At 40.4% G+C, this 19,740-nt stretch carries 17 protein-coding genes; 9 read left to right on the top strand and 8 right to left on the bottom strand.

The window, feature by feature from the left end; genetic code table 11:
• Positions 1-61 precede the first annotated feature (61 nt).
• Positions 62-289: an Lrp/AsnC family transcriptional regulator gene (locus tag PH_RS02995; protein WP_010884736.1), complete on the top strand. Its 228-nt coding sequence runs from the start codon at positions 62-64 to the stop codon at positions 287-289.
• 1 nt (position 290) lies between these two features.
• Here PH_RS02995 and PH_RS03000 read toward each other — a convergent pair whose 3' ends face one another.
• The 3 genes from PH_RS03000 to PH_RS03010 form a co-directional block, all read right to left on the bottom strand.
• Complete coding sequence (locus PH_RS03000; RefSeq protein WP_048053179.1) at positions 291-962, bottom strand: TIGR00153 family protein; 672 nt, start codon at positions 960-962, stop codon at positions 291-293.
• Positions 963-967: 5 nt separating this feature from the next.
• A complete protein-coding gene (locus PH_RS03005) occupies positions 968-2,137 on the bottom strand; it encodes an inorganic phosphate transporter (protein ID WP_231833713.1) in 1,170 nt (389 codons plus the stop codon).
• A 126-nt stretch (positions 2,138-2,263) separates the two neighbouring features.
• On the bottom strand, positions 2,264-2,905 hold the full coding sequence (locus tag PH_RS03010; RefSeq protein WP_010884739.1) for a metallophosphoesterase: 642 nt from the start codon (positions 2,903-2,905) through the stop codon (positions 2,264-2,266).
• A 395-nt stretch (positions 2,906-3,300) separates the two neighbouring features.
• On the opposite strand from PH_RS03010, the gene PH_RS03020 reads away from it, so the two are divergent.
• Positions 3,301-4,089, top strand: a complete 789-nt coding sequence (locus tag PH_RS03020; RefSeq protein WP_010884740.1) for a nitrilase — start codon at positions 3,301-3,303, stop codon at positions 4,087-4,089.
• 5 nt (positions 4,090-4,094) lie between these two features.
• The gene (locus PH_RS03025) at positions 4,095-4,778 is read left to right on the top strand and encodes a fumarylacetoacetate hydrolase family protein (protein WP_048053180.1); all 684 of its coding nucleotides are present in this window, start codon (positions 4,095-4,097) and stop codon (positions 4,776-4,778) included.
• Here PH_RS03025 and trm14 read toward each other — a convergent pair.
• The 3 genes from trm14 to PH_RS03040 are packed head-to-tail and all read right to left on the bottom strand — an operon-like array spanning position 4,775 to position 7,262.
• Positions 4,775-5,869 (bottom strand): tRNA (guanine(6)-N2)-methyltransferase, encoded by a 1,095-nt coding sequence (gene trm14 / locus PH_RS03030; protein ID WP_010884742.1) that lies wholly within the window; start codon positions 5,867-5,869, stop codon positions 4,775-4,777. The genes PH_RS03025 and trm14 overlap by 4 nt on opposite strands.
• Positions 5,870-5,905: 36 nt before the next feature.
• Positions 5,906-6,973: a GTPase gene (locus tag PH_RS03035; RefSeq protein ID WP_010884743.1), complete on the bottom strand. Its 1,068-nt coding sequence runs from the start codon at positions 6,971-6,973 to the stop codon at positions 5,906-5,908.
• Positions 6,930-7,262 (bottom strand): TIGR04076 family protein, encoded by a 333-nt coding sequence (locus PH_RS03040; RefSeq protein ID WP_010884745.1) that lies wholly within the window; start codon positions 7,260-7,262, stop codon positions 6,930-6,932. The genes PH_RS03035 and PH_RS03040 overlap by 44 nt, the downstream gene beginning before the upstream one ends.
• Before the next feature lie 128 nt (positions 7,263-7,390).
• Between PH_RS03040 and PH_RS03045 the strand changes: the two genes are divergently transcribed.
• The 6 genes from PH_RS03045 (at position 7,391) to tdh (ending at position 16,287) form a co-directional block, all read left to right on the top strand.
• Positions 7,391-8,803 (top strand): DUF515 domain-containing protein, encoded by a 1,413-nt coding sequence (locus tag PH_RS03045; protein WP_048053181.1) that lies wholly within the window; start codon positions 7,391-7,393, stop codon positions 8,801-8,803.
• 5 nt (positions 8,804-8,808) lie between these two features.
• A complete protein-coding gene (locus PH_RS03050; RefSeq protein WP_048053182.1) occupies positions 8,809-9,753 on the top strand; it encodes a hypothetical protein in 945 nt (314 codons plus the stop codon).
• Positions 9,746-13,156, top strand: coding sequence for an ATPase, T2SS/T4P/T4SS family (locus PH_RS03055; RefSeq protein ID WP_010884748.1), 3,411 nt, complete (start codon positions 9,746-9,748; stop codon positions 13,154-13,156). Before PH_RS03050 ends, PH_RS03055 begins: the two co-directional genes overlap by 8 nt.
• Before the next feature lie 2 nt (positions 13,157-13,158).
• Positions 13,159-14,235, top strand: a complete 1,077-nt coding sequence (locus PH_RS03060; RefSeq protein WP_010884749.1) for a type II secretion system F family protein — start codon at positions 13,159-13,161, stop codon at positions 14,233-14,235.
• Positions 14,236-14,240: 5 nt separating this feature from the next.
• Positions 14,241-15,158 (top strand): type II secretion system F family protein, encoded by a 918-nt coding sequence (locus tag PH_RS03065; protein WP_394295101.1) that lies wholly within the window; start codon positions 14,241-14,243, stop codon positions 15,156-15,158.
• A gap of 82 nt (positions 15,159-15,240) precedes the next feature.
• Positions 15,241-16,287: an L-threonine 3-dehydrogenase gene (gene tdh, locus PH_RS03070; protein ID WP_010884751.1), complete on the top strand. Its 1,047-nt coding sequence runs from the start codon at positions 15,241-15,243 to the stop codon at positions 16,285-16,287.
• A 169-nt stretch (positions 16,288-16,456) separates the two neighbouring features.
• Here the strand turns inward: tdh and pheT are convergent, their stop codons facing one another.
• Complete coding sequence (gene pheT / locus PH_RS03075; protein ID WP_010884752.1) at positions 16,457-18,127, bottom strand: phenylalanine--tRNA ligase subunit beta; 1,671 nt, start codon at positions 18,125-18,127, stop codon at positions 16,457-16,459.
• Between the two features lie 11 nt (positions 18,128-18,138).
• The gene (locus tag PH_RS03080) at positions 18,139-19,638 is read right to left on the bottom strand and encodes a phenylalanine--tRNA ligase subunit alpha (RefSeq protein WP_010884753.1); all 1,500 of its coding nucleotides are present in this window, start codon (positions 19,636-19,638) and stop codon (positions 18,139-18,141) included.
• Between the last annotated feature and the right edge of the window lie 102 nt (positions 19,639-19,740).

Here is a 19,740-nt window from a genome sequence, read left to right on the forward strand (position 1 = left end):
CCTCAAGCCAAAAGCAAGCTTTAAATACCTAAAGAAGGTAAATTCTTTTTGGTGATGAAGAATGGTGACGGCCTTTATCCTGATGGTTACTGCGGCAGGAAAGGAGAGGGAAGTTATGGAAAAGCTATTGGCAATGCCAGAGGTTAAAGAAGCTTATGTAGTTTACGGAGAATATGATTTAATAGTGAAGGTTGAAACGGATACATTAAAAGACCTTGATCAGTTCATAACTGAAAAAATAAGGAAAATGCCTGAAATTCAGATGACCTCGACTATGATAGCAATTTGATTCATTTGTTCATCAGGACTCTGATCCTCTCTGCTGTATCTTTTGCTTTATCTGAAATATTACTTAACGTTCTCGCTATATTAAGAATGTATAACCCGTCTTTCCAGTCAAGTTCTGACGTAAATACGATTTCCATCAACTTAGAGTCTAACCCATCGATTTTGCTTTCCACTTCTTCTATCTGTTTAATTATCTTGTACTCCTTTTTTATTTCCTTTTCTGCAAATCCACTCTCCAAAACATTGTCAAGTTGTTTTATCGCTTCATATACTAATTTCGCTGCTTTAATACTCTCCTTCCCCATCTTTAGAATTATATCCTTAATATCATTAGGGATGCTGTCGAGATTTCTCTTTATCAGTAGCCACTTTGCGGTATCCTCGGCCGCATCCGCTATTTTATCTTGCATGTGTAGGTACTCTAGTATGTCAGTCCTTTGGACTGGCATCAGCAGTTTTGAAGTTATGCTATCCCTAAGCTCGCTTTTTATCTTATCCGCTATATCCTCTAGATCATCTACCTTCTTAGCATATTCTTTCATGTTTTCATAATCCCCTCGGGCCCAGGAATCCAGGGCTTTCTCTAATGTCTCTACCGTCTGTACTACAACTTCAGCGTGTCTTATGAGAGGTTTGAATGGGCTTTTTGCGAACAACTTTTTCCAAACTTGCATCTTTATCACCCTATTAACAGGAGCACCTTGAATATTATCCCTGCAATTATTCCAGCAACGGGAACTGTAACGAACCAGGAGATTATTATATCCTTTACAACGCTTTTATTTATTGCTTTTACCCCCCTTGCTAATCCTACCCCAATTACAGCTCCAACGACTGTATGGGTTGTTGAGATTGGCATTCCAAGCCAGCTAGCTATTAAAACTACCGTTGCAGCTGAAAAATCTATTGTAAATCCTCTCGTGTTTGTCAATTCGGTAATCTTCTTTCCAACGGTCTCCATAACCCTATAGCCATAGGTTGCTACTCCTATTGCAATTCCGAGACCTCCTAATGCAAGTATCCATCTGGGAACCGGGACTTTAGCTCCAGCTAATCCCATAGTTGCTATTGTATAGACGGCTGCTACTGGTCCAATGGCATTTGCAACGTCATTCGCCCCATGGGCTAAAGCTACGTATCCGGAGGTTATAACTTGTACCTTTCTAAATATGACCTCAGCGCCAAGATATGGATCTACATTTGGAAACTTAACCCTCAAAAGCATCGAGGTTATTATAAAGACTATTATCCCCGTTGGAATTCCGTACTTGAGTATTCCTATGTAGAGTGAACTACCATGAAGGACTTTTATATAGAACATGGTTCCGATGACTATAAATGCGAGTCCAATCCAGAATGGGGACCACCTTTTTGCGCTTTTCACAGGGTCTTCGCTCTGAAGTACGGTTCTTCTTAGCGCTCGGAAAACTAAGAATGCGAATATCGCTCCTACTATTGGGGATAAAACCCAACTTAGAACAACCCTCACCATCTTATCCCAGTTTACTATCCCTATTCCCCCGTAGATTATTCCATATCCTACTATTCCTCCAATGATTGAGTGGGTAGTTGATACTGGTAGCCCATATTTGGTGGCTATTATTAGCCAGATAGTTGCTCCTAGAAGCGCTGCAATAGATCCGTAAATTAAGACGTTAGGGTCGGATATTTTCGAAGGATCTATTATTCCTTTCCTTATAGTTTCGGTTACGGTTTTTCCAAAGAAATAAGCTCCCGTAAATTCAAGGACTCCAGCTATTAAAACGGCTTGTTTTGGAGTTATCGCCCCTGCCCCAACGGCCGTACTCATTGAGTTAGCTGCATCATTGGCCCCTATAGCCCATGCCATTCCAAAACCTAAGATTAAAGTGAGAATGATCCAGGGATCGATAGGGATCACTTTTCTCCCTCCAGCTATAGAGTACTTTGGGAAAATAAAACCCTTGCCGAAATAAAATATTGATATCTAAATATTCTATATAGATACTTTCTTGAGATAGATTCCTGGAGGGATTATTATCTCGAATTCTTTATAGTTCTTTAAAATTGGAGACATCTTTATACCGTCTCTAAAGTTAATTCCCTCGTAAAATGGATTTATTGTCGGAAAAACTAAAATATCTGATGTCCTTAAGAAACATTTAACCTTTCTTCTGACTCCACTCTCAGTTGAGATTAATATTGAAGGATGGATATGTCCCATTATAACCTTTTTGAACTTGACATTTGGTAAATTTTTATGCCCATGAACGAATAGTAACCCCTTATCCAGGAAGAATTCAACTACGTTAACGTTCTCGAATTTTGTCGTGACCTCCTCAATCTTTCCGTCATGGTTCCCTTTAGTTATTATTACCTGGACATCTCTAAGCAAGCTGAAGAAATCTAAAAGGATTTTTTCAGTGAACTTACTTAATCCTATATCTTCTTTGACATCTCCAAGGATTATCACTGCATCGGGTTTCTCCTCATTTATAAATTTGGCAAGCTTTATCTCCAACTTTGACCTTACATTGATCCCCCTAAATCGTTCGAATCCTAAATGCGGATCAGCGAATACGAGAGTTTTTCCAAGCTTCGTTTCAAAATAAAAAGAATATATAGAAAAATCTAGCATCTCCGTTAGATAAGTCCTCTCTCCTTCTTTCTTTGTCTCTTGAGTCTCCTTATTCTCTTCTTAATCCACTTCCACCTCATTCTACCCTTCTTCTTCCATTTCCTTGGTCTCCTCTTCATGAGCATCACCTCCTAATCTCTCCCCAAACTAAGCCTTATTACCAAATTTTTAAGTTTTATTAGTTTATTTGAAACCCTTAATATCCTATCTTATTATTTTGTTTTAGTAAAATTTCTAACTAGAATTTAACAGTGCGATAATCATATCGGTTTTTCTAGCCAATAACCTACTCTAGCAAATAATTTAGACAAAATCGAACATGAAATTTGAGTATCGATAAGACAAAAAAATTAAATTTTTGTTAGCTCCCTAACCTATCTAATGGGGATGCGGGCATGGTAAAGGTTGGCTACATTCAGATGGAGCCGAAAATACTCGAATTGGATAAAAATTATTCAAAAGCTGAAAAGTTGATAAAAGAAGCGAGCAAAGAAGGTGCAAAACTTGTAGTTTTACCGGAATTATTTGATACAGGATATAATTTCGAAAGTAGGGAAGAAGTTTTTGATGTTGCTCAACAGATTCCTGAGGGGGAAACGACTACCTTTCTCATGGAATTAGCTAGGGAGCTAGGCCTTTACATAGTCGCCGGGACAGCAGAGAAATCTGGAAACTATTTGTATAACTCGGCCGTGGTTGTAGGTCCGAGGGGATACATTGGAAAGTATCGAAAAATACACCTATTCTACAGAGAAAAGGTCTTTTTTGAGCCCGGTGATTTAGGGTTTAAGGTCTTTGATATTGGATTTGCGAAGGTTGGCGTGATGATATGCTTTGATTGGTTTTTCCCAGAGAGTGCAAGAACTCTAGCCCTGAAAGGGGCCGAGATAATAGCTCATCCTGCAAATCTAGTCATGCCTTACGCTCCCAGGGCTATGCCAATAAGGGCCCTTGAGAATAGAGTTTACACAATAACCGCTGATAGAGTGGGAGAAGAACGTGGATTGAAATTCATAGGAAAGAGCTTAATAGCCTCTCCAAAAGCTGAGGTTTTATCTATTGCAAGCGAAACTGAGGAAGAAATTGGAGTCGTTGAGATAGACCTAAATCTAGCCAGAAATAAGAGGCTAAATGATATGAATGACATATTTAAGGATAGAAGGGAGGAATATTACTTCAGGTGAACGAAATGAGTAGCGTTAGATTACCTTTTAGGGATGGTTACTACGATGTTAGGCCAACAAAAATAGTAGCATTGGCGAAGAACTATGCTGAACATGCAAGGGAGATGGGAAGCGAGCCTCCAGAGGAGCCAATTATCTTCCTTAAACCACCTTCAGCCTTAATAGGACCTGGATCGTCAATAATACTTCCCAGGAGAAGTAAAAGAGTGGATCACGAGGTTGAACTCGCAGTTATAATGGGAAAGAGGGCAAAGAATGTCCCGGCAAGTAAAGCCTTTGACTATATTCTGGGGTATACAATAATTCTAGACATAACGGCCAGAGACTTGCAAGCGGAAGCTAGAAAAAAGGGGTACCCTTGGACTATTTCGAAGGGCTTTGATACCTTTGCCCCGATAGGGCCCAGGGTTGTTGACAGTAGAGAACTAGATCCTTCGGATCTTGAAATAGGATTGAAGGTCAATGGTAAGATTAGGCAACTGGGAAGAACTAGTCAGATGATTTTTAAGATACCCGAGTTGATAGAATACATATCCCATATAATGACCCTGGAACCAGGAGATATAATAGCTACGGGAACCCCTCCTGGGGTGGGCCCATTAAGGCATGGTGATAGAATTGAAGCATGGATTGAGGGTATTGGAAAGATGGAGTTTGATGTGCTTGCGGAGGATTCAATTTTATGCTAACTTATTACATACGTATGAACCCTCAGCCCCCCGTGCCCTATTATTCTATAATGAGTTATTTTGAACCCAACTTCTTCAATGGCTTTCTCTATGGCCTCTTTTTCAGTTGTTATGAAAACTCCTCTTTTTTGGAGCACCTTAGAAAGTTCATCGAAGAACCTTTCATATAGGGAAGGAATCATGCTTTTTCGTCCTATTTTTAATCCGTAGGGAAGGTTACTAACTGCAAAATCAACTTCATCAACATACTTACTTAACCTCCTTGCATCTCCCTTTATGAACTCAATCTTATCGAAAACCCCAGCAGCTAAAGCATTCATTTTTGCTCCATTCAAATGTTTTGCAAATTTTTCGAGGCATATTATTCTTCCTTGATAACCTCTGAGGGCTAATTCTATTGGGATCGTACCTGAGCCGCAGAAAGGATCTATAAAGGAGGCTCCATCCTCTACCTCAGCTAGCTCTATTAGGGCATTTGCTATGCTCGCTTTCAAGTGGGCTGGATGATCGTATACGCGCCAGGGTCTTCTATGGAGGGAATGATCACCTGTTGTGTCTATTCCTAAGAAGAAGGCTTCATTTATAAGTTCGGCCCTAACAATGGTAGAGGGATGATCTAGGTTAACGATCGGACTTCCAATCCTTGAAAGCCTGTCAAATATCGCTTTCCCCACGACCCTTGCTATGTCAACGCTAGTTATCGTGTGCTCCCCTTTTCTAAAGGCCCTTACTGCAAAGCTCTCTGTTACTTTGATAAACCTCTCAACTGGAATGTTTACAGTGAATTCTTCAATTCTTTTTAGTGCTTTCTCAGGGTTTTCCTCTGTTATCCCTTTAAATTCATGACTCGCTATCTCAATAATGACCCTGTGTAAGGTTTTCGACTTTTCGTTAAGGTATGTAGCAAACTCGAAGGGCCTTTTTCTTCCTTTTTCATCCGTATAAAAGGTTTCTTTAACCTCAACTAAAAGCCTACCTTCCACGTTAAAAGGTTTTTCCTGTATCGTTACTGTATTCTCTTTAAGTAGTTCCATAATTTCTTTTTTTGCTATATCCTCAATTCCTTGGGCCGTTGTTAGAAGTAGCCTCATGTTCTTAAGTATCCTTCAGGGTTTATTCGCTTTATCCTATTCCAATATTGCAACTATACCCTTCCATTTCTTTCCAAAGCATTCGGCTGCTACCGCATTTTTCCTGGTAATCCTTTCCACAAATTTTATAGCATTGGGGCACTTTTTAAATCCAGTAGCTATTGCAATCATAAATTCCCCGACTTTGATCGCTCCGAACCTTCTTTCTGCTCCTAGATAATCCTCAAGGATATTTCCAAACTTCCAAATAATCATCCTAGGATCCGTTAGATTTTGCTCCTTTATTATTTCTAAAATTTCATCAAAGCTCTCTATATATTCCTCTTCTCTTTTTTCTTCTGTGCTAAAGAGTGTAAATCTGCCTGTTTGCCATTCTCTCAGGAACCATCTCGCGGTTTCCTCTATATCTACCACACCACCCTCCCTTATAATTCCCCTCCTCTCACCAATTTTTCTCAGGATATCCTCTTCATCTTCAAATTCAGTTATATTGAACTTCTCGGTTAAGGCCTCTTTCCTAGTTTCTAAAATTCTCCTTATTAACTTAAGGGCTGGCTTTACCGGTTCTCTTATTTTATCTGCTGGAAAACCTCCTTTTATTACTAGCTCATCAAAGTCATCTATCGGAACAACTCCGGGAGTATCTAAGAGCCAGATCTTCTTGGTGAGCCTTATCATTTGTTTACCCTTTGTATATCCTGGTATTGGGGCCGTTCCAACGGAGTGTTTCCCTTTGAGTACATTTATTATCGTACTTTTTCCAACGTTTGGATACCCTATTAATGCTACCTTGACCCTCTCTTTATTGATCATCTTTGCTATTTTCTTTAGTTCCCTCCTAAGGATCCCAGTTCCTTTCCTCTCTCTCGCTGAAATAAAAACCACTGGGATTTCGCTTTTTCTCTTGTACTCTTCGGCCCATTCTTTAGGCACTAAATCAGCTTTATTCATAACCAATAAGAGCTTTTTACCGCTTTCTAAAACCATCCTTTCAAGTTTTTTATTTCTCGTCCCAATGGGATCCCTAGCATCGACTACCTCGACCACTATGTCGGCTTCCTCAATTACCTCTTTCACTATTGCCCAAGCTTTTTTCTGTTTCATCCCTCACCACCGTTACTTCAAAGACTACGGTACCCCCTGGGGTATAAGGGGGGCCAGGGTCGGGACACTGGATGTAGGCCTTATTCTCGGTTCCAAGCCCTATTTCTTTTGGCTTCACGCCTTTTCTGAACGCTATTATGTAGGGTAATAAGGATGAGAACGCATGAATACATAAGGCATCTGTTTCATTAAGTTTTACTTCTGGCCCCTCAATGACAATTTTGTCACCAACTTTAAAGACGGGACATTTCCCTCTTATCTCAATTACCTTTATTATGAGTCTTTCCATACTTAATCACCTACAAAGGATTTAAAAAGTTTGGAAAATAAATCTTATTAGTCGAATATTAATAAGCTGGGAAGGATAATCAAACTTTCATACTTTACTTTCCGGATAGCTGGGTGGTGGTGTCTGCGGTGGCTGAAGATATTGAAGAAAAAATAAGGAGACTTAGAGAGCTTGGAAGAGCTGCCGCGGAGACTGAGGAACAACCTCCTACCCCAGGTCCTCCAAAACCTCCAAGAAGAAGAGTCTCTAGAATTGGCATGTTTAGAGAGAGGGAGAGGAGAAAAAGGATTATAATTGGAGCTTTAGTTCTTACGATTGTAATTGTTGGTGCTGTCATTAGCATTTATACGTATCTTGAAAGCAAGGCAGCTAGGGAATTAGAAAACGCTAAAAAGGCTAAAATAGCCGAGGTAAATAAGTGTTTTACTGGAGAATTGGCAAACGATACTGTTAAGGTTCAGTTGATAAATAAAATACTCGCGGCTAAGAGCGTCAAAGAAGTTCAGAGTATAAATGTTAAAGCAATTTGTGAGAAGCGTTTACAGGAGATAAGGGAAGCAAAGCGTCGCGCTGAGGAAGAGAAACGCCTGAAAGAATTGGAAGCATTGAAAAATCAGACTAAAGAGAATATCAAACTTGCTTTTGAGCCTCTTCTTCAGGTACGTGTTCCAGATGAATTAAAGGCCGAGATAGTTTCTACCCTCAACGCACTCCTGGCCCAGGTTGACGCCGCAAAGACGAAAGATGAAGTTCTCTCAATATCGCCTGATGAATACTTGCTCAATCTTTGGAAAAAGGTATATTTCTACAGGATCGACTCCATACCTACAAAGGATGTCATCCTGAAAAGGGGAACTTCCATGAATATATATACAAAGGAAGAGGCCAAGGAGATTATAGGAAAGATAGGAACATTATCTGAATTGCTTCAATACTCAGTTAAGGAGGTCGAATTCGTACAGGTCGCATTGGTTCTTCCGAGGGATAGTGTAGTGGGAGGATTTCTAGAGCCGGGCGATAAAATAAAGATATATGCTAGGAGCAATGGGACGAAATTTGAAGAAATAGTTCCAGAAGGTAGGGTCTCAATGGTGCTCTTTGCTGCTAGCAAAATTAACTTGTATGAATCAGAAACTAAGACAACTTCTGTCTCTTCCTCATCCTCGACGACATCTCAACAATCTTCATTAACAAACTATGCTCCTGGGGCAGAAACAAACTATCAAACTTCTCAAACTTCTCAGACACAAGCTTCTACGACTCAAACAAGTAGTGAGACTATATCAGCTTCGTACTCCTATTCTGTAGATCTCTCGGAGATACTTAAGGCAATAGCAGCCGGAAAAATAAATGATCCCGAAAAAGTTAAGGCCGAGCTAGAGAAGTACGGCTGGAAAGTTTTGGATTTAGAGCGTGAAACAAACTTAATGGCCCTTCCGAAGAATACAGAAGTGCTGGTCCTCGTTGAAGTTCCTAAGGATTTTGTCCCTAAGCTTCTTACCTATGAATCCTCTGTCGTCATAGCGAAGATTACGGGGTGATAAATATGAGAAGGTTCCTGCCCTTTCTTTTTATAATTACAATACTTACCCTATCATTCACTTCAAGGCCTAGTATAGCTCAGAATAATCTGTACTTGAAGGGCTTGGTAGATATTGAAATGAATGTGACGCTCATAAATCTTGGTGATGAAGCAAAGTTCCTAATGGTGAATCCACGCTATAACTTTCAGGTTATTAGAGAAAATCTAAGTGAGAGCTATAATGGGATTGAGATAAACTCACCAAGGAAAAATGTGATCAATTATAAGCTCGGATTTTGGGTATACCCTCATGAAGTTGTGAAGATAAGATTCTACATTAATGACTCAAATCCTTTAGAGGTTCCCTTAAGAGATTTCGTGACCCCTCAATGTACGGGTAATATATACGTGGAAAATGGAAGATACTTCGTTGAAGTTCCCGTTTTCACCTCTCTAGCTCCCCCAATATGTGATCTCATGTTCCCACCTTTAATAAACTCCCCAATGTACTTAAGTCCTGAATCCCTCTTTAATTTCCGTGATCCTTCGTTGGTTCTCTACAGCTATGAAGGTCTCATTAAGTTTAAACTAATTCATAACTCAAGTTATAAGCAAGGTTATTTTAGGGATGTGATAGCTGTTTCCCCGCCAATACTCTTTCCAAATGCGAAAGTTTATGGGTACTATCCACATCCGACAATGAATTATACCGAGTACATCGAGTACCTAAAGGGGGCACTTGGTTTTAAATCAACTAACATTCAAGCTAAAATGCAAAAATTGGACAATAACTTCATGCTCTATGACGTAAAGTTGGGTTTAATTAGTACCAAAATCGACCTTATTAGTGTCAAAAATGTTAAGTTTAAGAAAGTCGATTATCCAATTTGGGTAATATGGATTGGTGATAATTCATCTATAGAGATAACGTATAAATTTGAGTGGAGTCGGGGGGAGGCGAGTGAGTGAGAAGGAGGAAAAAAAGAGGGCGAGGTCATGGATAGATGAGATATTAAGTAGTGACAACTTAACCCTTGAAGCGATACTAAAAAAGAGTAGTGGGGAGGGTAAGTCTACTCCTGAAAAGCCCAAGACAGAGTCTTTATCTCGTGGTAATATTTTACCAACTCCTTCTCCTCAAAAACAAGAAGCTGGTGAAGGTCTCCCGTTAGCATTCCTTGAAAAAACAGGAGCCCTTAGGTTAGAGGATATATTGAAGAAACCTGAAGAGGAAAGAAAGGAAGAAGAAGTGCCTATAAGGATACAGGAAATCCTAACCCCACCTACTTCAAAAAAGTATACTGGCCAGATTTTAAAGGTTTTAGATGTCTATGGAAATGTTAGGATTATAAGAGTCAAGGGAGAGGCCGTTCCAATATATGAACTGAGCATTCCTGAGTTGAGTAAGGATGAAGAAAAGCTGTTAAAATTGGTTAGGGATAGGGCGATAGTGGAAATACAGATAGATCCAGAGTCCATACCTAATCTAGAAGAGAGAAGGCGGATATTCCTTAGAGAAGTTCGGAAGATGGTCAAAGAAATGGCTCCGACGTTGTCTGAGGGGAGAGTTGAGCTGTTATCTGAGCTAATAGTTCAGAACATGATAGGTTATGGAAAGCTCGATCCCCTCGTAAGGGATGACAACTTAGAAGAGATAATGGTTATTGGAACTAATAGGCCAGTCTACGTATGGCATAGGCGCTTTGGTATGTGTAAGACTAACATAACCTTTACCAGTGAGCGCGAGATCCTCACGATAATTGAGAGAATTGCTAGGGAAGTTGGAAGGAGAATAGATCAACAAAATCCACTTCTTGATGCTAGACTTCCTGATGGAAGTAGAGTCAATGCCACGTTGCCACCGATAAGTCTGGATGGGCCTACAATAACGATAAGGAAGTTCAAGAAAGATCCGCTAACGATAATAGACTTAATAAAGTTTAGGACTTTAAACTCCGAAGTTGCTGCATTTCTCTGGCTCCTCGTTGATGGCCTAGGAGTTAAGCCCGCAAACATTCTAGTTGCCGGAGGTACAGGTTCCGGTAAGACGACGACATTGAACTCTTTAGCGATGTTCATTCCACCAAGTGAAAGGGTTATAAGCATAGAGGATACCGCAGAGCTTCAGCTTCCAATAGAGCACTGGGTAAGACTTGAAACAAGGCCGCCAAACGTGGAAGGAAAGGGAGAAATAACCATGGATGACTTAGTTAAGAACACATTAAGAATGCGTCCGGATAGAATTATTGTAGGTGAAGTCCGTGGACCAGAGGCAAGGACAATGTTTACGGCCATGAATACCGGACATGATGGGGCACTTTATGATTTCTCCATAATCCAGCTCTCCAACGGTAGATTTGTCCTCATAGGTGATTTGGTTGAGGAACTCTTCAAGAAGTATTCTGACAAAATTGAGAGGTACAAGGATCTCGAGTACATAGAACTTAATGATGAGGATCGTTTCGAAGTCGTTAGCGTTGGCCCAGACTTAAAGGCAAATAAGCATATTGTTTCTAGAGTTTGGAGAAGAAGGGTCAGAGAAGGAGAAAAGCTAATACGCATAAAGACGAGAACAGGCAACGAAGTAATACTTACCAGAAGTCATCCGCTTTTCGCGTTCTCTAATGGAGATGTCGTCAGAAAAGAAGCGGGGAACCTTAAGGTTGGAGATAGAGTTGCGGTAATGATGAATCCTCCTAAACCACCTCAAACTAAAGCTGTTGTTGACCTTAGCATTTATGCAAAAATAAGTGATTATTACCTTGTCCCCAACGGAAAGGGAATGATAAAGGTCCCCAATAAAGGTCTTCCTCCAGAAAAGGCTCAATACTTGGTTTCAGTAAATTCACATCCCGTAAAATTGGTTAGAGAGGTTGATGAAAAGCTATCCTACCTAGCTGGAGTCATCCTTGGAGATGGTTATATATCCTCAAATGGATACTACATTTCAGCTACGTTTGATGACGAGGATTACATGGAAGCATTTGTATCTGTAATCTCAGACTTTATCCCCAACTATATTCCAAATGTAAAAGAGAATGGAAAGTATATGGTTGTAACTGTTGGCTCGAAGATCTTTGCTGAAATGCTCTCAAGGATATTTGGAATACCTAAGGGTAGAAAACTTGAATGGGATGTTCCAGACATAGTGCTCTCAAATGACGATCTCATGAGGTACTTTATAGCTGGACTTTTCGATGCAGATGGATATGTAGATGAAAATTCCATAATTTTGGTAACCAAGAGCGAAAATGTAGCAAGGAAAATATGGTATGCTCTCCAAAGACTGGGAATAATAAGTACAGTTTCCCGTGTAAAGAATAAAGGCTTCAAAGAAGGCGAAATATTTAGGGTAATAATTAGTGGTGTTGATGACCTTGCTAAATTTGCAAGATCTATACCCCTACACCATTCAAGGAAGAGAGCAAAACTCATGGAGGTATTAAAAACCAAAAAGACCCATCGCGGAAGAAGAGCTTATCGCGTGCCAATCTCAGCTGAAATGATAGCTCCTCTTCGTCAGATGTTAGGATTAACGGTTTCAGAGCTCTCAAAGTTGGCCTCTCATTATGCAGGAGAAAAAGTCTCTGAAAGCCTTATTAGGCATGTAGAAAAAGGAAGGGTCAAAGAGATAAGGCGCTCCACACTTAGGGGAATAGCCCTTGCCCTTCAGCAAGTGGCCAAGGATGTTGGTGATGAAGAAGCTTGGGTGAAAGCAAGAAGACTTCAACTGATAGCTGAGGGGGATGTTTATTGGGATGAAGTTGTAAGCGTTGAAGAAGTTGATCCAAAGGAACTTGGCATTGAGTACGTCTATGATTTAACGGTTGAAGACGATCACAACTACGTTGCAAACGGTATCTTGGTTTCAAACTGTATGGGGACCATTCACTCAAACTCCGCAAGGGAAACAATAATCAGACTTGAGAGTCCTCCAATGAACGTTCCCAGGATAATGATTCCAGCATTGGATATTATAATTATGCAGGTAAGGTACCATACAAGAAAGAAGGGAACCATAAGGCGTATGACTGAGATAGCTGAGGTTTCCGGAATTGAAGGGGAGAGCATTCAACTTAACTTCCTTTACAAGTACGATCCAGCGAAGGATGAAATCGTTAGAACTGAAGTTCCGAGCAGGTTCCTCAATATTTTAAGCTATCATACTGGTATGGGAATGGATGAGCTCTATTATGAAATAGAAAAGAGAAAACTCGTCCTGGATTGGATGATAGAGAAGGGAATAAGAAGGATAGATGAAGTTGGAGCCCAGATTAGGGAATTCTATATTGACGAAGAGGAATTCTTTAAAAAACTCGAAAGGGAAGCAACTACAATTGAAATGAGCAAGAGGGTTAAGGAGTTCATCTAAAGGTGATAGAAGTGCCAGGAGTTGTTGAGGGATTTCTCAGATTCCTAGAGAAGCTTGGAGGTAAGACTATTGAGATAGCAGAAGCACCAGTTAGGAGAATGCCTAGTCGTGAACTTACGGTTAGAGAAAGGCTTGAATTACTAAAGAGAATGAGAGAGGAAATTGAGAAAGAAAAAGAAAGTGAAGAAGAGAAATTCATAGAAGAAGCAATTGAATGGCGTGAAAAGACGATTCAAAGGCCATTGTCAGATAGAATTGCAGAGAGCTTTCTTAAATATTTTAGAGGTCCGGTCGAATCTTTGAGTAAGTCAATTAAGGGTTTAGATGAAGATCTATACAGGGCAAACATATTAATGCCGAAGGAAAAGTATGTAGCCTTAATGTTAGCAGTGGGAATAATTTCGGCAATTTTAACCTTTATTGTAGGTTTAATAATAGCCCTTCCTATTGATATGAGCATGCTCCTAGGAGTTTTGGGATTCATATTTGGATTCATCTATATGAGGTTCTATCCAAAGAGCGTTTGGAAAAGGAGAGTCGAGGAAGTGGAAAAAGCCCTTCCTTATGTTCTCAGACATATGGCCTCCTTGCTCAATGCTGGCATAGGCCTAGCAGAGGCCATGGTATCGGTATCAAAAGCTGATTATGGGGTTGTATCTGAGGAATTTGCAATGGTAGTCCAGGAGATGCATAAGGGTTCGAGTTTTGAAGATGCACTGACTAAGTTTGAGGAGAAGATGAAATCGGACATGGTGAGTAGGGTTGTTAAACAGATTTTAAGGGCTCTAAAGTTCGGTGGCAATCTAGCTGATATACTTTATAAGATGGCCGACGAATTTTCGTTCGAGTATAGGATAAAGCTCATGGATTACGTTCAGAAGATAAATGGTATATCCTTCGTTTACATGTTCATGACCGTTGTAATGCCGACCCTTCTAATAGTTGTAATTCTCGCTGGCTCGATTTTTATGAAGAGGCTTGTAATAAACTTAAGTGGTATGATAGTCATTTTCCTCCTTGGATTTCCCACCTTATCCTTTATAATAATCATGATGATTAAGAGAGCGGAGCCGAGGTGAAGGAGTTGGCAAAGGAGGTTGTAGTAAGTTCAAGGCTAGCAAAAGTTATTGAGAGTGTAGTTCCAAAAAAGTACCTTAAAAGGTACGACTTGCTTTTATATTCCGCAGGTATAGATTTCAAGGCTTCCGAATATATTGTAATTTCCCTTATTTTCGGGGTAATTGGAGGAGTTTTAGCTTTCATCTTTACTGATTCTTTGAAGATCCTTACGATCAGCTTTTTGATAGTGTTTTTGACTTTTCTTTACCTCTATCCAAACTTTAGGATAGTGAGAAGGATTGAAGAAATGGAGAGAGCATTACCAGATGCCTTTTTTTACTTGGCTGGATCACTTAGAGCGGGAGTCTCATTTTCAGAGGCCCTGGAAGAATTATCAACGGCTAAGTTTGGAGCGTTAACCAGGGAATTCATGAGAACAGTTGCCGAAATGAAAAGAGGAAGACCAACCGTTGATGCCCTTAGGGCTTTTGCCTTAAGGAACAAGAAGTCTCTCGTGATATACAGGTCAATGATGATAGTTATCGAGGCCTTGGAAAGGGGGGCCCCAATGGCGGATGTTTTAATAGCAGTTGGTAATGACGTTAGAGAGATACTTAGGATAAAGAAGGAGAGAAAGGCTTCGACAGGAATGCAGATGATGTTCTTTTTAACCTCTGGCGGTTTCGTTGGTCCATTTATCGTGGCAATAGTCTCAAAGATCTCGGAATTTATAGCCTCAAGTGGTACTGGAATTCAGATACCTGTTTCAGATTTAAGGGTTGTTCTGTGGCTCTTTTCAGTAATTCAAGGTTTTGTTACCGGCATCGGCATTGGAGTTATTAGGGAGGGTAAGTTTTCATCCGGAATGAGATTTGGGATTATAGTTGCCCTAATGGCCGGGTTCGTCTTCTGGATAGGGCTTAGAGTCGGCATTGGGATGTAGATGTACTCATAAATGATCCATAAAGCGTTTAAATACACATCTACATAGTTGATCATGTGTCAAATTTTGGAGGGATGTCTATATGTCAGAAAAGATGGTAGCTATCATGAAGACAAAGCCTGGGTATGGTGCTGAGCTTGTTGAGGTGGACGTTCCAAAGCCTGGACCTGGAGAAGTTCTCATTAAGGTTCTTGCAACCAGCATATGTGGAACTGATCTTCATATATACGAGTGGAATGAGTGGGCACAGAGCAGGATTAAGCCACCTCAGATAATGGGGCATGAAGTTGCGGGAGAAGTCGTTGAAATCGGGCCAGGTGTGGAAGGAATTGAAGTTGGTGACTACGTTTCCGTTGAAACGCACATAGTTTGTGGCAAGTGTTACGCCTGCAGAAGGGGCCAGTACCACGTCTGCCAGAATACCAAGATATTTGGCGTCGATACAGATGGCGTATTCGCAGAGTATGCCGTTGTTCCAGCCCAAAATATCTGGAAGAATCCTAAATCAATTCCACCAGAATATGCAACCCTCCAGGAGCCCTTGGGTAATGCTGTTGATACCGTTTTGGCAGGACCAATTTCTGGTAAGAGCGTTTTAATAACCGGAGCGGGGCCCCTTGGATTATTGGGAATTGCAGTGGCAAAAGCGTCTGGCGCATACCCTGTGATAGTCTCAGAACCTAGTGACTTCAGAAGGGAGTTGGCCAAGAAGGTAGGTGCTGATTACGTTATCAATCCATTCGAAGAGGATGTCGTTAAGGAGGTAATGGATATCACAGATGGAAATGGTGTTGACGTATTTCTGGAATTCAGTGGAGCTCCTAAGGCTCTAGAGCAGGGTCTTCAAGCAGTTACACCTGCTGGAAGGGTATCTCTCCTGGGTCTATACCCAGGAAAGGTTACCATTGACTTTAACAATCTAATAATCTTCAAGGCGCTAACAATCTATGGAATAACTGGAAGGCACCTCTGGGAAACTTGGTATACAGTTTCAAGGCTCCTTCAGAGCGGAAAGCTCAACTTAGATCCTATTATAACTCATAAATATAAGGGATTCGACAAGTACGAGGAAGCCTTTGAGCTAATGAGGGCCGGCAAAACGGGTAAAGTTGTTTTTATGCTTAAATGATACCTTTACCTTTGTAAAATTTTTTGAACGTATTTCAATCCCATTTACCAAATCTTTATTTTCTCAATTGTCAAATTAATTTTGGGTGAGGAAAGTGGATGTTGAGTTGATGTTAAACTTAGAAAACTTCGAGATAATGCTTACGCTCATAAGAAAATACTTAAAGAAATTAGTGGCGATAAAGGGGTCTCAGGAAAATCTCGAAGGCAACAACAGGAACCTCTATGTTCCAGTTTTCTAGGACTTGTGGGTGCACTTCACCGATAATTCCAATATCCCTTCCATTGACTATAATTTTCCCCGCCCTTCCTGGGATAAAGCTTCCATGTTCAACTTCTTCTATCTCATATTCAAACCCTAAGTGCCTCATCAGTGCATCCAGAATTTCCTTTGCATTTGTAAACGTATAACCTGTACCCGCTAGGGCTACCGCAAGCTTAGGTTCGCTAACCGTTTTCGTTTCCCTCGATTCATCTATTAACGTGGCTAGACCTACTTCAAATATCCTCTGTGGATATTCCTCGTGGGTATTATTGCTTAAGAATTCCATAAGACTAGGTAAGATCCACTTCCTTAAAGCACTCCATCTCTGGCTAATTGGGTTAGCTATCTCAACGATCTCTTCCTCTGGAATGTTCATCTTCTTGAACTGGACTTCCTTATTGGTCAAGTTAAACGTCATTACCTCCTGCAATCCAAAGCCCACCATTAAGTCCCTTATTGCATCTTCAAAGTCTTTGAAGGGATCTCCCCTTCCCTGAACTGCTAGCTTCGGTTCCTCGGGCTCTATGTTATTATATCCATAAGCTATTAGAACATCTTCCAATATATCCCTGGCATGCATTATATCATCCCTGAAGGCTGGATACTTAAGCTTGGCCCTTCCTCTCGATATCTCAACCTCGTACATCATTTTCTCTAGCAACTCTTTTATCTCTCCATCATTTAGCTCAAGCCCTGAAAGCTTTCTTATGTAGTCCAGCTCGACTTCAAATTCTTTGGGAGTTAAATCTGGGGTTTCAATTTCGAAGTCCTTGTAGACAACCCTAACGCTCCTTATTTTACCTCCACGCTCTGCTAATGCAGTTACCATGACATTAAGGGCAAGCATTACCTTCTCAAGCTTCCATCCCGTGACATCTATGAAGACATTTTTCGTATCCGTTGTTACTCTTCCCGTAAACTCGGAGTTGATTATTGGCGGCATGGAGAGCACATTCCCCTCGCTGTCAATAAGTAGTGGATAAAATTGTTTATCCTTTATAAGGTGCCCATACTCCCTTCCCTTTTCATGCTTTTCAAGGATCTCCTCTAGAGTCATTTCCTCTTTATAGCCCAGGGGGGCAAACTTTTCAGTTTTTTCGGCGGCTTTATAGTAAATAGGTGGCTTAATCTTATCAAAATCGAAGATTCCTATGGCCACTTCTCTCCTTCTTCTTCCAAATGTAAGGGCTATCTTTTCTTGTAGCTGAATCATTTGACTTAAAGAATCTTCGTCGAGCCTTAAACCTTCAACTATTGCGTAAACTCCATAAGGCCTTATATCTTTAAGCTTTTCATCAACGTAAACCGTTACGTTACTCTTTTTAACCTCGTATTTAGGTAAGCCCTTTTCAATTCCGAGGGCCCACTTTATCTGCCTCGCAACTCCCTCAGCGCTCCATAGATCAGGCCTATTTGTATCCTTTGAATCGAGCTTGAAATATACCTTTCCATTTTCCTCCCAAACATCGTCAAGCTCACACTTGGCATAAAGTACTAAATCTTCCCACTCTTCTATGCTGAAGCTTCTTCCAATGAGTCTTTCTAAATCAGACTTTGAAACGTCGAACTTTGGCATTCCTTATCACCTCACCATATTAACTTGGACTCCCTAAGCCATTTCAAGTCGTAGCTGAAAAGGTACCTTATATCGTCAACTCCGAGCTTGAACATTGCTAACCTATCTATTCCTATACCCCAAGCAATTACAGGTACTTTAATTCCAAGAGCTTCTGTCATTTCCTCCCTAAAAATCCCGGCCCCTCCGAATTCTACCCACCCAAGCTCTGGATGATAAGCGCTTAGCTGAACGCTTGGTTCGGTAAATGGATAATAATCTGGGAAGAACTTTACCTTTTTTGCACCGGCTATTTCAATTGCAAATCTCTTTAAAATTCCAAGTAAATGCCTAAAAGTCAAATCTTCGCTTGCGACAAATCCATCTATTTGGTTAAACTCTATTAAGTGGGTTCTATCTAAAACATCCGGTCTAAATACTCTTTGAATCGTGAAGTATTTTCCTGGGATTTCTATTCCCTTAGCTAGTTCCCTTGCACTCAATGCTGTTGCATGGGCCCTTGGCATAAGTAACATTGCCCTTTCTGGGGACCAGACATAGCCCCAACCTCTTGAACCTGCTAATCCCCTTTCGTGGGCTTCTTTAACTTTGGATACTAAATTCTCATCAGGTAGGTACCCTTTCTCTGGATATTTTAGCTGATATGTATCAGTCCATTCCCTAGCTGGGTGATTTTGAGGTTGAAATAAAGCATCAAAGTTCCAAAATTGAGTTTCAATGAGGCTATCGACAGTCATTTCAATGAATCCCATTTCTATTAGCCTTCTTCTTATTTTATCCAAGAAGACTCTATAAGGCTGCTTTTTCCCAGGATAAATCTTTTTTACTGGGGCTTTTATATTGAATGGCTTGAATTCAACTTCTCTCCATTTTCCTGTTACAATCAGTTCTGGAGTTAAAATGCTAACCTCTCTTTTAAGTTCGATTCCTTTCTCCACTAGCTCTAGCCCTTTGTCAGTTATTTCAACGTTTCTGATTACTTTCTCTTCCTCTTCAGCTATCTTTCTCCTCTTTAACTCTTTAACTGAAATTATCTTTTCAATTTCTTCAACTGAAACTTCTCCTTTGGATAAAACCTCTAAAGCTATATCAATAGCTCTTTTTTCAGCTTTTTTGCCTTTTTCAGATAATTTGAGGGTAAGACCTTCTTTAGTTTTACTAACTTCAGCCCATCCCTCTTTTCTTAGTACTCCAACTATGGCCTTTAGCTCCTCATCACTTAAGACATCCTTTAGATCATTTAATGTTACCTTTCCCTTTTCCTTAAGGATCTTTAATGCCCTTATTTCTGGAAGTCCGATTTCTATATATCTCTTCCCCGTTTCAGTTAATTTTATCATCCTTCTCCTTTCTTCATGTACCTTTGCTAGCCCTTGAGATTGCAATGTTAAAAGAGCCCTCATCACTGCTACTTGATCTAAATTTGTCTTTTCTATGAGTTCTTCTACTGTAGCATTTTTTAGCTCGGCTAACTTTAGGAGCACGAGCTTTTCATTATACCCCAACCTCATGTTCGCACCCTGTGAGGTAAGGTTATACCTTTAAAAATTCTTTTTGGTACATTAATATGTCCGACCTGCCGCCCGGGGGCCCGACCGAGGGAGCGTGCCGAG

It is taken from the genome of Pyrococcus horikoshii OT3 (assembly GCF_000011105.1).
Classification (GTDB): Archaea; Methanobacteriota_B; Thermococci; order Thermococcales; family Thermococcaceae; genus Pyrococcus; species Pyrococcus horikoshii.

What these genes read in the sequence shown, in the direction of transcription:
- PH_RS02995 (WP_010884736.1), top strand. Translation starts at nt 62, where the DNA reads ATGGTGACGGCCTTTATCCTGATGGTTACTGCGGCAGGAAAGGAGAGG.
- PH_RS03000 (WP_048053179.1), bottom strand. Translation starts at nt 962, where the DNA reads ATGCAAGTTTGGAAAAAGTTGTTCGCAAAAAGCCCATTCAAACCTCTC.
- PH_RS03005 (WP_231833713.1), bottom strand. Translation starts at nt 2,137, where the DNA reads ATGGCATGGGCTATAGGGGCCAATGATGCAGCTAACTCAATGAGTACG.
- PH_RS03010 (WP_010884739.1), bottom strand. Translation starts at nt 2,905, where the DNA reads ATGCTAGATTTTTCTATATATTCTTTTTATTTTGAAACGAAGCTTGGA.
- PH_RS03020 (WP_010884740.1), top strand. Translation starts at nt 3,301, where the DNA reads ATGGTAAAGGTTGGCTACATTCAGATGGAGCCGAAAATACTCGAATTG.
- PH_RS03025 (WP_048053180.1), top strand. Translation starts at nt 4,095, where the DNA reads ATGAGTAGCGTTAGATTACCTTTTAGGGATGGTTACTACGATGTTAGG.
- trm14 (WP_010884742.1), bottom strand. Translation starts at nt 5,869, where the DNA reads ATGAGGCTACTTCTAACAACGGCCCAAGGAATTGAGGATATAGCAAAA.
- PH_RS03035 (WP_010884743.1), bottom strand. Translation starts at nt 6,973, where the DNA reads ATGAAACAGAAAAAAGCTTGGGCAATAGTGAAAGAGGTAATTGAGGAA.
- PH_RS03040 (WP_010884745.1), bottom strand. Translation starts at nt 7,262, where the DNA reads ATGGAAAGACTCATAATAAAGGTAATTGAGATAAGAGGGAAATGTCCC.
- PH_RS03050 (WP_048053182.1), top strand. Translation starts at nt 8,809, where the DNA reads ATGAGAAGGTTCCTGCCCTTTCTTTTTATAATTACAATACTTACCCTA.
- tdh (WP_010884751.1), top strand. Translation starts at nt 15,241, where the DNA reads ATGTCAGAAAAGATGGTAGCTATCATGAAGACAAAGCCTGGGTATGGT.
- pheT (WP_010884752.1), bottom strand. Translation starts at nt 18,127, where the DNA reads ATGCCAAAGTTCGACGTTTCAAAGTCTGATTTAGAAAGACTCATTGGA.
- PH_RS03080 (WP_010884753.1), bottom strand. Translation starts at nt 19,638, where the DNA reads ATGAGGTTGGGGTATAATGAAAAGCTCGTGCTCCTAAAGTTAGCCGAG.